This window comes from Aeromonas sp. R1-2 (assembly GCF_040908505.1).
GTDB lineage: Bacteria > Pseudomonadota > Gammaproteobacteria > Enterobacterales > Aeromonadaceae > Aeromonas > Aeromonas veronii.
Map to the genome: position 1 here is coordinate 12590 of NZ_JBFODU010000041.1, position 15381 is coordinate 27970.

The 15381-nt window shown below is 60.3% G+C and carries 8 protein-coding genes; 7 read left to right on the plus strand and 1 reads right to left on the minus strand.

What is annotated here, in order from left to right:
* Positions 1-84 precede the first annotated feature (84 nt).
* The 3 genes from aceF to AB5Y76_RS15185 all read left to right on the plus strand — a co-directional run bounded on the left by aceF (position 85) and on the right by AB5Y76_RS15185 (position 4637).
* Positions 85-1974, plus strand: coding sequence for a pyruvate dehydrogenase complex dihydrolipoyllysine-residue acetyltransferase (aceF, locus tag AB5Y76_RS15175; RefSeq protein WP_005336125.1), 1890 nt, complete (start codon positions 85-87; stop codon positions 1972-1974).
* A 148-nt stretch (positions 1975-2122) separates the two neighbouring features.
* On the plus strand, positions 2123-3550 hold the full coding sequence (gene lpdA / locus AB5Y76_RS15180) for a dihydrolipoyl dehydrogenase (RefSeq protein WP_005336123.1): 1428 nt from the start codon (positions 2123-2125) through the stop codon (positions 3548-3550).
* Positions 3551-3674: 124 nt separating this feature from the next.
* Positions 3675-4637: a sensor domain-containing diguanylate cyclase gene (locus AB5Y76_RS15185; RefSeq protein ID WP_167573353.1), complete on the plus strand. Its 963-nt coding sequence runs from the start codon at positions 3675-3677 to the stop codon at positions 4635-4637.
* A gap of 84 nt (positions 4638-4721) precedes the next feature.
* On the opposite strand, the gene AB5Y76_RS15190 is transcribed toward AB5Y76_RS15185, so the two are convergent.
* Positions 4722-6632 carry a methyl-accepting chemotaxis protein gene (locus tag AB5Y76_RS15190; protein WP_129503161.1) on the minus strand — a complete coding sequence of 637 codons (1911 nt, stop codon included), beginning with the start codon at positions 6630-6632 and terminating at the stop codon, positions 4722-4724.
* 234 nt (positions 6633-6866) lie between these two features.
* Here AB5Y76_RS15190 and AB5Y76_RS15195 point away from each other — a divergent pair, with 234 nt between their 5' ends.
* From AB5Y76_RS15195 to AB5Y76_RS15210, 4 genes are all read left to right on the plus strand, one after another.
* Entirely contained in the window at positions 6867-9128 is a 2262-nt protein-coding gene (locus AB5Y76_RS15195) for a patatin-like phospholipase family protein (protein WP_263718066.1), read from the plus strand.
* A 229-nt stretch (positions 9129-9357) separates the two neighbouring features.
* Positions 9358-11955, plus strand: a complete 2598-nt coding sequence (gene acnB / locus AB5Y76_RS15200) for a bifunctional aconitate hydratase 2/2-methylisocitrate dehydratase (protein WP_005355080.1) — start codon at positions 9358-9360, stop codon at positions 11953-11955.
* A gap of 280 nt (positions 11956-12235) precedes the next feature.
* The gene (locus tag AB5Y76_RS15205) at positions 12236-13822 is read left to right on the plus strand and encodes an EAL domain-containing protein (RefSeq protein WP_263718051.1); all 1587 of its coding nucleotides are present in this window, start codon (positions 12236-12238) and stop codon (positions 13820-13822) included.
* A 162-nt stretch (positions 13823-13984) separates the two neighbouring features.
* Complete coding sequence (locus tag AB5Y76_RS15210) at positions 13985-15379, plus strand: D-arabinono-1,4-lactone oxidase (protein ID WP_263718052.1); 1395 nt, start codon at positions 13985-13987, stop codon at positions 15377-15379.
* The last annotated feature ends 2 nt before the right edge of the window (positions 15380-15381 follow it).

Here is a 15381-nt window from a genome sequence, read left to right on the forward strand (position 1 = left end):
TGCCAGGATTTAAAAACGGTTAACGCGAGATGTGCGTAGCGGCATCAGCCAGTCACGCGGATCGACGCAAGAGGATAAAGCACAATGTCCAAACAGATTATGGTGCCGGATATCGGCGCCGATGAAGTTGAAGTCACCGAGATCATGGTGGCCGTGGGTGACAAGGTCGAGCTGGACCAGTCCATCATCGCGGTAGAAGGCGACAAGGCCTCCATGGAAGTACCGGCCCCGTCTGCCGGTATCGTCAAAGAGATCCTGATCAAGGTGGGCGACAAGGTTGCCACCGGTTCCCAGATCATGATCTTCGAAGCCGAAGGCGCTGCCGCCCCTGCTGAAGTGGCTGCACCGGTTGCTGCTGCTCCGGCCGCCGCACCTGCCGCTGCCGTGCGCAAAGATGTGCACGTACCGGACATCGGTGACGACGAAGTGGACGTGACTGAAATCATGGTTGCCGTGGGCGACATGGTAGAAGCTGACCAGTCCATCATTGCCGTGGAAGGTGACAAGGCCTCCATGGAAGTACCGGCACCGTTCGCAGGCCGCGTAGTCGAGATCAAGGTGGCCGCTGGTGCCAAGGTCTCTACCGGCTCTCTGGTGATGGTATTTGAAGTGGCTGGCGCTGCGCCTGCTGCCGTTGCTGCTCCGGCTCAAGCTGCCGCGCCCGTGGCTGCTGCCCCGGTTGCCGCTGCTGCCAAAGAGGTCAACGTACCGGATATCGGTGGCGACGAAGTGGAAGTCACCGAGATCATGGTTGCTGTGGGTGACAAGGTTGAAGCCGACCAGTCCCTGATCGCCGTGGAAGGTGACAAGGCCTCCATGGAAGTGCCTGCGCCGTTCGCCGGTGTGGTCAAAGAGATCAAGGTGAAGGCGGGTGACAAGGTCTCCACCGGTTCCCTGATCATGGTATTCGAAGTGGCTGGCGCTGCTCCTGCCGCCGCGCCGGTTGCTCAAGCTGCCGCCCCGGTCGCTGCAGCCCCTGTTGCCGCTGCTCCGGCTCCGGTTGCCCAGGCTGCTGCCGCTGCGACCGATTTTGTTGCCAACGACGCCTACGTGCACGCCTCTCCGGCGGTACGCCGTCTGGCACGCGAGTTCGGTGTCAACCTGGCCAAGGTGAAAGCCTCCGGTCGCAAGGGCCGCATCGTCAAAGAAGACGTACAAGCCTACGTGAAGGATGCCATCAAGCGTGCCGAGTCCGCTCCTGCCTCTGCCGGTGTAGCCGGTGGCAACGGTCTGGGCGTACTGCCGTGGCCGAAGGTAGACTTCAGCAAGTTCGGTGATGTGGAAGAGGTCGAGCTGACCCGCATCCAGAAGATCTCCGGTCCGAACCTGCACCGCAACTGGGTCATGATTCCTCATGTCACCCAGTTCGACGAAGCCGATACCACCGAGCTGGAAGCGTTCCGCAAAGAGCAGAACGCGATGCTCGAGAAGCAGAAGGCAGACGTGAAGATCACCCCGCTGGTGTTCATCCTGAAAGCCGCCGCCAAGGCGCTGGAAGCTCACCCGCGCTTCTGCAGCTCCCTGTCCGAAGATGGCAGCAAGCTGATCATGAAGAAGTACATCCACATCGGTGTGGCGGTAGATACCCCCAACGGTCTGGTTGTGCCCGTGGTGCGCGATGTTAACAAGAAGGGCATCATGGAGCTGTCTCGCGATCTGGCCGAGATCTCCAAGAAGGCCCGTGCCGGCAAGCTGACCGCTGCCGACATGCAGGGCGGTTGCTTCACCATCTCCAGCCTGGGTGGCATCGGCGGTACCAGCTTTACCCCGATCGTCAACGCGCCGGAAGTGGCTATCCTCGGTGTTTCCAAGTCCGAGATGAAGCCGAAGTGGAATGGTAAAGAGTTCGCGCCGCGCCTGATGCTGCCGCTGGCTCTGAGCTATGACCACCGCGTGATCGATGGTGCCGATGGGGCTCGCTTCATCACCACCATGAACGGCGTGCTGTCCGACATTCGTCGACTGGTCCTGTAAGTGAGAGGGCGGGCCCAGAGCCTGCCCTTTTTACTTCTCATTTCATTAACATGATCGTAAACTTGCCCCGTTTTTTTCACGGCTGCAGCCACCCGTTTCGGTATAAGACTGCGCTGTCCGGGGATACAAGAACGACAAAGAGGTCATGATGAGTAAAGAAATCAAAACCCAGGTCGTAGTACTGGGTGCTGGCCCTGCCGGTTATTCCGCTGCTTTCCGTGCAGCCGATCTGGGTCTGGATACTATTATCGTCGAGCGTTACTCCACCCTGGGTGGCGTCTGCCTGAACGTGGGCTGCATCCCCTCCAAGGCGCTGCTGCACGTTGCCAAAGTGATTGAAGAAGCCAAGGCGCTGGCCGAGCACGGCATCGTCTTCGGTGCCCCGCAGACCGACATCGACAAGATCCGTCTGTGGAAAGAGAAGGTTATCAACCAGCTGACCGGCGGTCTGGCTGGCATGGCCAAGATGCGTAAAGTTCAGGTTGTGAACGGCTTGGGTAAATTTACCGGCCCGAACACCCTTGAAGTGGAAGGTGCCGACGGCAAGACTACCGTGACCTTCGACAACGCCATCATCGCGGCCGGTTCCCGTCCGGTGAAACTGCCGTTCATCCCCCACGATGACCCGCGCGTATGGGACTCTACCGATGCGCTGGAGCTGAAAACCGTTCCCGGCAAACTGCTGGTTATCGGTGGCGGCATCATCGGTCTGGAGATGGGTACCGTTTACTCCTCTCTGGGTTCCGAGATCGACGTGGTGGAATTTGCCGACCAGCTGGTTCCGGCTGCCGACAAAGACATCGTCAAGATCTATACCAAGCGCGTCGCCAAGAAATTCAACATCATGCTGGAGACCAAGGTCACCGCAGTTGAAGCACGCGAAGACGGCCTGTACGTCTCCTATGAAGGCAAGCACGCTCCGGCCGAGCCGGTTCGCTACGACAACGTGCTGGTTGCCGTAGGTCGTGTGCCGAACGGCAAGATGCTGGATGCCGAGAAGGCAGGCGTTGCCGTGACCGAGCGTGGTTTCATCGAGGTGGACAAGCAGCTGCGTACCAACGTGGCGCACATCCACGCCATTGGTGACATCGTGGGTCAGCCGATGCTGGCGCACAAAGGTGTTCACGAAGGTCACGTTGCCGCTGAAGTGATCGCTGGCAAGAAGCACTACTTCGACCCGAAAGTGATCCCGTCCATCGCCTATACCGAGCCAGAGATGGCATGGGTTGGTCTGACCGAGAAGGAAGCCAAGCAACAGGGCCTGAACTTCGAAGTCGCCACCTTCCCGTGGGCTGCTTCCGGTCGCGCCATCGCGTCCGACTGCTCCGACGGTATGACCAAGCTGATCTTCGACAAGGAGAGCGGCCGCGTCATCGGTGGTGCCATCGTGGGTACCAACGGTGGTGAACTGCTGGGTGAAATCGGTCTGGCCATCGAAATGGGTGCGGACGCCGAAGATATCGCGCTGACCATCCACGCTCACCCGACTCTGCACGAGTCCGTGGGTCTGGCTGCCGAAGTGTTCGAAGGCTCCATCACCGACCTGCCGAACGCCAAGGCCAAGAAGAAAAAGTAATTTTCTTCCCCGCTTGTCTAAAAAGCCGCTCGAATGAGCGGCTTTTTGTTTTCTCCTTGCTGCCCCGACTTCGACAAAGCCCAATATGCTAAAGATAGGTTTTGGCACTGATGAGAGAGGCACGATGCTAGAAGCACCCATTCCACCCGATGAGGCATTGCGGTTGGAGACCCTGCGGCGGCTCTCTTTGCTGGATTCCGAGGCCGAGGAGCGGTTTGACCGGCTGACCCGCATGGCCCGACGGGTGTTCAATGTCCCCATCGCGCTGGTGAGTCTGGTGGATGAAGACCGCCAGTGGTTCAAATCCTGTATTGGTTTGGAGGTCCGTGAGACCGCCCGGGACATCTCGTTTTGTGGCCACGCTATCATGGGTAATGAGACCTTCATCGTGCCGGATGCTTCGCAGGATCCCCGCTTTGCCGACAATCCGCTGGTGGTGGGCGGGCCCGGCATCCGCTTCTATGCCGGACAGCCACTGCGGATCGCCAACGGCTGCAAACTGGGGACGCTCTGCATCATCGACACTGTGCCGCGGGAATTGAGCGATGAGGATGTGGGGCTGCTCAAGGATCTGGCGGCAATGGTGGTGCGGGAGCTCGAAGCGGTGCAGCTGGCCACCATTGATGAATTGACCCTGATCTCCAATCGGCGCGGGTTCGTGATGCTGGCGGAGAAGAGCCTCTCGCTGGCCAGTCGCTTGCAGATGCCACTGGCACTGCTCTATCTGGATCTCAATGGCTTCAAGGGGATCAATGATCGGTGGGGGCATGCAGAAGGGGATCGGGCCCTGATCGCCTTTGCCACTCTGCTAAAGCAGGCTTTTCGTGGCGCCGACGTGTTTGCCCGCATGGGCGGCGATGAGTTTGCCGTCCTGTTGCCCAATGTGATGGAGGCGCAGGCGCAACTGGCCTATGAGCGTTTCAATGCCATGTTGGCCGAGCACAATCAGCACAGTGGTTGCGGTTATGCGCTGACCTGCAGCACCGGGATTGTCTGCTATGACGGGCACGGCTGTGTCTCCCTGGCCGAGCTGCTCACCCGCGCGGATGAGCTAATGTATCAGCGCAAACGGGATGGCAAGGGCTGACGGCTATGCCGGATTAGTCGCCACCAAAACAACAGAGAGCGCCACGGCGCTCTCTGTTGTTGATGGCTCAGGTCAAGGTCGGGGTCAGAGCCGGAAGTTGCCGACCAGCTTGTCCAGCTGACCGGAGAGCTGTTGCAGGCTGCGGCTCGACTCGGTCAGCTGGTGGGCGATATCGGCGGTCTCCATGGTGAGCTGGTTGATATCTTCCACGTTGCGGTTGATCTCGCCGACCACGCTGGACTGCTCCTCGGTGGCGGTGGCGACCTGGATATTCATGTCGTTGATCTGGGTGATGTGTGCGGTGATCTGGCCGAGGGCGGCGTTGGCCTCATCGGCCTGACTCACCACCTCCAGACTCTGGTTACGCCCTTGTGCCATGGCGCTGACCGCGCGGGCACTCTGCTCCTGCAAGCGGTTGATCATCCCCTGGATCTCGGCAGTTGAGGCGGCGGAGCGGTTGGCCAGATTGCGCACTTCATCTGCCACCACGGCGAAACCTCGACCCTGTTCACCGGCGCGAGCGGCCTCGATGGCGGCGTTCAGTGCCAGCAGGTTGGTCTGCTCCGAGATGCTGCGGATGGTTTCGAGGATGCTGCCGATGGAGTCGGTCTGGCTCGCCAGCGACTCGATAACCCCTGCCACCTGCTCAATCTCGCCGGAGAGGTCGACGATGCCGTGGCGCGCCTGCGCCACCACTACCGCACCCGCATCGGCCTGATCGTTGGCCTGTCTGGCGACTTCGGCTGCCAGCGAGGCGTTACCGGCGATCTCGCTCACCGTGGCCCCCATTTCGTGGATGGCGGTGGCCACCTGCACGGTGCGGTCACGCTGGGCAGTACAGTTATGCTGGGTCAGCTGCGCCTTGTTGGCCACCTCGTTGGCGGTGGCCGCGAGCTGGCGGGAGTTCTCCGCCACCTGCTCGATGGAGCCGTGGATCTTGGCGACGAAGTTGTTGAAGCCGGTGGCGACCTGACTCAGTTCGTCACGTCCTTCCACCTTGAGGCGCTGGGTGAGATCCCCATCGCCGCTGCCCAGCTCCTTGAACAGGCGGGCCAACTCGTTGAGCGGGCGGCTGACCGAGCCTGCCAGCAGCATCCCCATCAGCCCCATGGCCAGCGCAATCACCAGCGAGATCATCAGGATCTCGTTGCGGGTCTGATCCAGCTCGGCATAGATCTCGGCTTGCGGCACCTGGGCCACCAGATACCAGTCGAGCAGCGGGATATAGCTGCTGGCCAGTACCATGGGCTCGCCATTGACTTCGGCGTTGATGACGGCAAAGGGGCGTTTGGCCAGCAGGCTGCCGGTATCACCGCTGGCAATGTTGCCAAGCGTGTCACGCTCGATGCGGTTGGCCTCGGGGTGCAGCTTCACCTTGCCGCTGCCATCGACCATAAAGACGATGCCGCTCTCTTCCAGCCGGAAGTTGGAGACCATGGTCACCATGGTGTCGAGGGATTTGGCAAAGCCGGCCAGCCCGCGCCCGTTGAGCTGCTGGAAGTTGACGAACAGCTTCACCTCGCCGTTGCTCTCGCGGAAGATGCTGAGGGTCATCTCCTTCTGGCTCTTGGTGTAGTCATAGAACCAGGCGTCTTGCGTGGGTGTCAGGTTGCGCAGAAAGCCATCCTGGTTGTAGTAGGCGGCACTCTGGCGATCGGCGAAGGAGGCGGTCACCAGACCATACTGGTTGGCCACATCCTTGAGCTGGTTGATGAGGATTGGCTCCTGCTCTTTGGGCATGCCCCGATCCACCCAGTCGAGGATAAAGCGGTCGGTGGCCAGTTGGCGGGCGGCCTGGGCGATGCCGTGGAGATCCTGTTCAATCTCCTTGCTGATCCGCTGGGTCAGGTTGGGGAGCTCCTGCTCGAACATCCGGTTTTCGATCAGTTGCTGGGCCGAGCGTTGACTGAAGTAGCCTACCAGCAGGCAGGAGACGACCACGGCCAGGGTGACCGTGGCCAGTATTTTCTGTTTAAGAGTGAGGGTTGCCAGCATAAAGGTGCTCAAAAGGTTGAGATTGACGACGCTCATATTAGCGGCAGCGCGGCGCTACCCATGAGGCTTGCAGCCCTTTATTTGCGGATTACGTTTGCGCTCACAGGGGCGGCGACTCGCCCCTTCGCCATGCAGCACAGGCGGGATGCGGATTGACGGTTGCGCTAACTGCCGGGCCCCTTATAGTAGAGGCCATCCTTGGTGACTGACCCTCTGAATAATATGGAAAATATGATGCGCAGCTTAGGTGCGGGATGGACCCGTCTGCTTTTGGTGATGCTGGCGGCCTGCCCGCTGCTGGCTGTGGCGGCACAGGGGGAGCGCCCGAAAATTGCGGTGGTGCTCAGTGGCGGCGGTGCCAAGGGTTCTGCCCATATCGGCATCCTCAAGGTGCTGGAGCAGAAACGGATTCCGGTCGACATCATAGTCGGTACCAGCATGGGCTCTTATGTGGCGGGGATGTATGCCATGGGGCTCAGTGCCGAGGAGGTGGAGCGCACCACTTTGGCCATCGACTGGAACAAGGGCTATCAGGACAAGGTTGGCCGCGACGAGCTGTCGCTGCGCAAGAAGCAACAGAACGAGCAGTATCAGCTGCGCACCGATATCGGGGTGAATGGCGACACCACCCAGCTGCCGGACGGTTTCTTCCAGGGCCAATCCATGGCCAGCCTGCTGCGGGGGGCCACCTCCAACCTGCCGGTGCAGGAGAGCTTCGACGATCTCCCCATTCCCTACCGCGCCATGGCGACCGACATGGAGACGGTCACCCCCTTCGTGCTCGATCACGGCAGCCTGGCCAAGGCGATGCAGGCCTCCATGTCCATTCCCGGCGCCCTCAAGCCGGTGGAGTGGGAGGGGCACATCCTGGCGGACGGCGGCAGCGTCAACAACATGCCGGTGGATGTCGCCAAGGCGATGGGGGCCGACGTGGTGATCGCGGTGGATATCGGTGCCAAGCTGCGTACCCGGGAGTCCCTCAAGTCAGGGTTGGCCATGATTGACCAGCTCACCACCTACATGACCCAGGTGGGCACTGACAAACAGAAGGCGCTGATGGGACCGAAGGATATTCTGATCGCCCCCGAGTTTGGCGATATGGGGATCGCCGACTTTGCCCGGATGCCGGAGGGGATCAAGATCGGTGAGACGGCGGCTGACAAGGTGTCGCTGCAACTCGATAAGCTGTCGCTCACCAAGGCGCAGTACAACGCCTATCGCAACCAGAAGCTGAGCCGCCGTGCCGAGCGTAGCGGTCAGCCCGCCTACTTCATCGACAAGGTGGAGATCATCAACAAGTCGCGCCTCTCGGATGAGACGGTGCGCGCCATGCTGAAAGTGCGGCCGGACAAGGTACAGACCAATGAGAGTCTGGAAGCGGGCATTCGCCGCCTCTATGCCCTTGAGTCGTTCGATCGCATCACCTACGAGGTGGAGGAGCGTGACGGGGAGAATGTGCTGCTGGTGGATGCCAGCGAGAAGAACTGGGGGCCGGGCTACCTCAACTTCCAGTTCGGTTTCACCGATGACTTCGAGAACACCTCCAACTACAACGTCGGCATGTCCTATACCCTCACCAACGTCAACGAGTGGGGGGCCGAGTGGCTGACCGAAGCGTCGCTGGGCACGGCCAAACATATCAAGACCGACTTCTATACCCCGCTCGAACCCTCCCAGACCTTCTATGGTGAGGCGAGTCTGGCCTATGACCAGACCCTGCGCCGCCTGTTTTTCCCCAATCCGGATCCCGAGGCGGTTTCGATAAGCTATCTCGACTCCGAATACTCCTTCTTCAGCGGCGATCTGGCGGTGGGCTGGAACCGCCAGCCCTGGAGCCGGTTGTCGATGGGGCTGGAGGGACAACTTGGCACGATTGATGTGAAGAACTTCAAGGGGCTGGAGATGGATGCCACGGCGTGGGGCCCCTATGTCCGCTTTGAACACGACAATCTGGATAGCCGCTATTTCCCCTATCAGGGGATGAAATGGGACATGAAACTGGGCCACTCCCACGTCAGTGTGGATGGACTCGAGTCAGCAGATGGCCGCAGTGAAGGCTGGAATTATCAGCTCTCGATGATCAAGCCCTGGTCATGGGACAGGCACAGTCTCAACCTGATCCTCGAAGGGGGCGGCTCGGGCAGTGAAGAGGTGGTGCCGCTGCATATTCAGGATCTGGGCGGGCTGTTCCGCCTCTCCGGTTTCCAACGCTACCAGCTGAGCGGTCGCTACAGCCTGTTCGGTGGCCTGCGTTACATCTATCGGGTGGCAGATAATGACTTTGGTGCCCTCAAGATGCCGCTCTATCTGGGTGGATCTCTGGAGCAGGGCGGGGTCTGGAACAAGGGTGAGGATATCAGTCTGGAGAGCTCGTTTACCGCCGGTTCGCTTTATGTCGGGGTGGAGAGCTTCCTCGGCCCTGTGTTCCTCGGCTACGGCATGGCGGAGGGGGGCAATGACGTCTTCTATCTGCAATTGGGCAGTACGTTCGAATAATGCTGAAATGATGCCGATTTGTTAACTCTGGTTGGGGTCGCTCAATTAATTTTCAAAAAATACCAGCCTGTTTAATTGGTTACGATTTTGTGGTGAATAAGTAAACAGGGTTTGGATTTTAATTAGTCGTTAAAACTTATATAGTGGGGAGCACCCTACGGGGTGTCCCGCAAGGACGATCGCCGCGAGCGTGGGCGAACCCCAAAAAAAGACCAAAGAGGAATTAGTCGTGCTTGAAACATACCGTAAACACGTCGCAGAACGTGCCGCCGAGGGCGTGGTTGCCAAACCTCTGGATGCAGAGCAGGTCGCCGCCCTGGTTGAGCTGCTCAAGAACCCGCCCGCTGGCGAAGAAGACTTTCTGAAAGAGCTGTTGTCCTCCCGTATTCCCCCCGGTGTTGATGAAGCGGCCTATGTCAAAGCCGGTTTCCTCACCGCCGTCGCCAAGGGCGAAGCCCACTCTCCCATCCTGACTGCCGCCGAAGCTGTCGAGCTGCTGGGCACCATGCAGGGTGGTTACAACATTCAACCGCTGATCGACCTGCTGGATCACGCCACTCTGGCGCCGCTTGCCGCCAAGGGGCTCTCCCACACCCTGCTGATGTTTGACTCTTTCCACGACGTGGAAGAGAAGGCCAAGGCGGGCAATGTCCACGCCAAGCAAGTGATGCAATCCTGGGCTGATGCCGAGTGGTTCCTCTCCCGCCCGGAGCTGGCCGAGAAGATCACCGTCACCGTGTTCAAGGTGACCGGCGAAACCAACACCGACGACCTCTCGCCGGCACCGGACGCCTGGTCCCGCCCGGACATTCCGCTGCACGCCCTGGCGATGCTGAAAAACGCCCGTCCCGGCATTACTCCGGACAAGGATGGCGCCGTCGGCCCCATCAAGACCATCGATGCCCTGAAAGAGAAAGGCTTCCCGCTGGCCTACGTGGGTGACGTGGTCGGTACCGGCTCTTCCCGTAAATCCGCCACCAACTCGGTGCTCTGGTTTATGGGCGACGACATTCCGTTCGTGCCGAACAAGCGTGCTGGCGGTGTCTGTCTGGGTGGCAAGATTGCCCCGATCTTCTTCAACACCATGGAAGATGCCGGTGCTCTGCCTATCGAAGTGGATGTCTCCAAGCTGGAAATGGGCGATGTGATCGACATCTACCCCTATGCCGGCAAGATCTGCAAACACGGCACCGAACAGGTGCTAGCGCAGTTTGAACTGAAAACCGACGTGCTGATCGACGAAGTGCGCGCCGGTGGCCGTATCCCGCTGATTATCGGTCGCGGCCTCACTGACAAGGCCCGCGAAGCGCTGGGTCTGCCGTTCTCCACCGTATTCCGTCGCCCGCAGCCGGTGGCCGATACCGGTAAAGGCTTCACCCTTGCCCAGAAGATGGTGGGCAAGGCGTGCGGCGTGAAGGGCATTCGCCCGGGCACTTACTGCGAGCCCAAGATGACCACGGTCGGCTCTCAGGACACCACGGGCCCGATGACCCGCGACGAGCTCAAAGATCTGGCCTGTCTCGGCTTCTCCGCCGATCTGACCATGCAGTCCTTCTGCCACACTGCCGCCTATCCGAAGCCCATCGACGTACAGACCCACCACACCCTGCCGGACTTCATCATGAACCGCGGCGGTGTGAGCTTGCGTCCGGGTGACGGCGTCATCCACTCCTGGCTGAACCGCATGCTGCTGCCGGATACCGTGGGTACCGGTGGTGACTCCCACACCCGTTTCCCCATCGGTATCTCCTTCCCGGCGGGCTCCGGTCTGGTGGCCTTCGCCGCCGCCACCGGCGTGATGCCGCTGGATATGCCGGAGTCCGTGCTGGTGCGCTTCAAGGGCGAGCTGCAACCGGGCATCACCCTGCGTGATCTGGTTCATGCCATCCCCTACGCCGCCATCCAGAAAGGGCTGCTGACCGTCGAGAAAGCGGGCAAGAAGAACATCTTCTCCGGCCGTATCCTCGAGATCGAAGGTCTGCCGACCCTAAAAGTGGAGCAGGCGTTCGAGCTGGCGGACGCCAGCGCCGAGCGCTCCGCTGCCGGTTGCACCATCAAGCTGGATAAAGAGCCGATCATCGAGTATCTGAAGTCCAACATCGTGATGCTGAAATGGATGCTCTCCGAAGGCTACGGCGACGTACGCACCATCACCCGCCGCATCAAGGGGATGGAAGAGTGGCTGGCCAACCCGACCCTGATGGAAGCGGACAAGGATGCCGAGTACGCCGAGATCATCGAGATCGATCTGGCCACCATCAAGGAGCCAATCCTCTGTGCGCCGAACGACCCGGACGATGCCCGTCTGCTGAGCGACGTGGCTGGCGACAAGATCGACGAAGTGTTCATCGGTTCGTGCATGACCAACATCGGTCACTTCCGTGCCGCCGGCAAACTGCTCGAGAAGTATCAGGGCGAGCTGCCGACCCGCATGTGGATCGCTCCGCCCACCAAGATGGATAAGGATCAGCTGACCGAAGAGGGCTACTACGGCATCTTTGGTCGCGTCGGTGCCCGCATCGAGATCCCGGGCTGCTCCCTGTGCATGGGTAACCAGGCGCGGGTAGCGGAAGGGGCCTCCGTGGTCTCTACCTCAACCCGTAACTTCCCGAACCGTCTGGGTAAAGGTGCCAACGTCTATCTGGCCTCTGCGGAGCTGGCAGCCGTTGCCGCCATCCTCGGCAAGATCCCGACTGTGGCGGAGTACCTGCAATACGCCAAGGCGCTGGATGCCACTGCGGCAGATACTTACCGCTACCTCAACTTCAACGAGATCGCCTCCTACACCAAGAAGGCCGATGCGGTGATCCTGCAGCAAGCCGTTTAACGGAGTTCTTGCGCGATTTGCGCGATAAGAAGCCAATAATGCCGCGTATTTACGCGGCATTATTTATTTGTGTGTTATTCACCGTCTTTTTTGAAGATTGTTTGCACGATCCTTGCTAGAGAGATCCAACCACCTGTTTGGTGGTTCGTTTTATAAACGCTTTGGGTTATGTTGTTCGGTTATGTGCGGTAATGATGAGGCATCGTTATCGAGGGAAAGTGGATATCTGTTCACTGGGTGCTTGCGTTGGCAGGCCTGACGAATTGCGGCGTGGTTCTTTATGTTTCTGTTCAGGATCGATCTCTCCCGAACCGGGTTACGCTTCGGCGGTGCCTTGCTGGTCTTTACCCTGCCGCTGCTGGTGGGAGCTTGGCTCATCCACAGCAATTATGTGCAGGAGCTGAAAGCGGAATCCAGCGCCTCGGCCCACAAGGCCAGAACCCTGATGGAGTCGATGCTGGATCATGCGGAGCAGGCCAATCGCTCCGTGCTGCCCTTGGTGAATGCTCCCTGTCGCGACAACCTGCTGGTGCTGCGCAAGAAGGTCGCCATCGAGCCCTTCCTGCGTTCGGTCAATCTGGTGCGAAACGGCATCATCAATTGCACTTCGCTGTTTGGTGAGGCCAATGATGCCGATGACGGCTCCATCTACACCGGCCGCAAGCTGCTGCTGATGAGTGGCAACCGGGTGCGGCAAAATCACCCGCTGCTGGTGGTGCGCACCGAGCAGGGCAAGGATGCCGCCTTGAGCGCCATCGACAGTACCCAGCTCAGCTTCATGCTCTCCATGAGCGGAAAATCCAGTGCGCTCTATCTGCAGGTGGGGTCGGCCTGGCTCAATGAGTCTGGCCGCTATCTGAGCGAGGCGCCCACCCTCCATCGCGGGATCAGCCAGGCCCTCACATCATCCCATTATCCTTTCACCATCCATGCCGGTTATGCCATGCCGGTCTACTGGAAGTCGCTGTGGGCCGCGCGGCATGTGGCGCTGTCGTGGCTGGCGGTTTCCTCGCTTTTGCTGGCCTGGCTGGTGTGGTGGGTGCTGGGGCGTCCCGGCTCGCCAACAGATGAGTTGCGACGGGCCCTGCGAGCCAGGGAGTTTGTTCCCTACCTGCAGCCGCTGATTGCCAGCCACGACGGCAAGATGATGGGCGCCGAGGTGCTGATGCGCTGGGAGCATGTCAATGAAGGGGTGATCCGGCCCGATCTCTTTATCCCGCAAGCGGAGGAGTCGGGACTGATCGTCCCCATGACCACCCATATCATGAAGCAGGTGGCGACAAGGTTGAACCGCTCTCAGGAGCAGTTGCCCGATGGGTTTCATATCAGCTTCAACATCAGCGCCGCCCATTGCCACGATTTTGCCCTGCTGGCCGAGTGTCGCGCCTTCCTCGGGCATTTCCTCCCCGGCAAGGTGGTACTGGTGCTGGAGCTGACCGAGCGGGAGCTGTTGATGTCAGATCCCCAGACCCTCTCCCTGTTCCGTCAGCTGGACGAGATGGGGGTCAAACTCGCCATCGACGACTTTGGCACCGGCCACTCCAGCCTGGCTTACCTGCAGCAGTTTCATGTGGATTACCTCAAGATCGACAAATCCTTTATCGCCCGCATCGGTACCGAGTCGCTCTCGGAACATATCGTGGATAACGTGATCGATCTGGCGACCCGGCTCGGTCTGGCGCTGGTGGCGGAAGGGGTGGAGAGCGAGCGTCAGGCTGACTACCTCAGGGCTAAAGGGGTCGACTATCTGCAGGGGTACCTGTTTGCCCGCCCCATGCCGCTGCGCCAGTTCTGCGAGGAGCTGCTGCCGGAAGAGGCACAGACCCGCCAGCCAGATGGGGTGCGAGGCATCTCGAACGCCACCTGATCTATCGGTGACAGACGGGCGGACAAGCTCCCGTCTGGCAGGGTAGGGGAGTGCTCTCTCCCTATCCCCCCTCGAGTGCAGGGGCTTGTTTTCCATGCCTTGTGGCTCGCTTTTCGGTAGAATCGGCGCTCATTTTGACGTCAGTAAAAGATGAGGCGCGGTATGACGGTTCAGTTCCAGGCATTTCACAGCATCAAGGCGATCGGTAATCGGGAGGTGCTGTTCAACTGGTCGAGAACCAATCCCCTCGGAGCGCTGGATCAGGTGTGGCGCCCGAAAAGCTGCGACGAGTTGCAAATGTTGCTGCGGGAACACCCCGAGCGCAAGCTGCGCCTTATCGGCTCCGGCCTCTCCTTCGAACCCATCCACAGCGTCTATGCCGAGGGCAGTCAGGCACTGCTGGTGGACTTGCACCACCTGCGCGGCCAGTTGGACAAAACTGCCGATACCGTGACCTATCAGGCGGGGACGCCGCTCGATACCGTTTATGCCGAGCTGATCGCCATGGAGCGGATGCTGCCCGCATCCCCCGGTGTCATCGGCATCCAGACCCTGGGCGGCGCCCTCAGCACTGGCACCCACGGTCAGGGACTGCACCAGTCTGCCCTCTGCGATGCGGTGGAGGCCATGACGGTGATGCTGGCCAATGGCGACATCATCCGGGTGGATCGCACCGACCCGCGCTTCGGTGCCTTCGTGATGGGGATGGGGATGCTCGGCATCCTGCTCGACGTCACCCTGCGTACCGTGCCCAACCGCATCATGCGCTGCACCAAGTTCACCACCGATTACTCCTTCCTGTTGGAGCACAACGAGCGGCTCAACCGCGAGCACGGCTTTGTGAAGAGCTGGTGGTTTGCCTGGACCGGCGAGAGCCACATCTGGCTGGTGGATCCCGCCTCTGATGAGGAGGTGGCCCGCTATCGTGCCGGTGGCAGCGAGCCGCTGCTGCTGGATGGCGATATCGATGCCCGCATGAACGCCACCATCGACGCCACCCTGCAGAAGATGGCGAAGGACACCAAGGATGAGGCGCTGGCGGGTGAGCACTTCGAGACGGTGCGCCGCTTCAAGGATGCCTCCGATCTGGTGGGCAACGTCTACCAGATCCTCTGCAAGGGGATCCCGGCCCCCCAGATCAACTGTGAGGTGGCGGTGCCGCTTCATCGTATGAACGAGGCACTGGAGATCCTGCAAGCGTGGCAGCGGGCCAACCCGGGCGTGCTGCACTACCCCTTTATCCTGCGATGTACCGGCCCCTCCGAGGCCTGGCTCAGCGCCGCTTATGGCCAGTCGGTCTGCTGGATCGGTTTTCTGGTCTATCTGGCGGCGGACGGCACCTTCGTCAACGGCTCCATGGAGCAGATGCGCGAGCTGCAGCAACTGCTGGCGCCGCTTGGCGGCATCCCCCACTTCGGCAAGCATCTGGCGATGGATCTCTACGACTTCCCGGCCCTGCTGCCGCGCTGGAACGACTTCGTGGCGTTGAAAGCCGAGCTCGACCCCCACGGCCGCTTTGAAAACCGCTGGCTCAGCGACCTGTTTGCCAACCGGTAAGG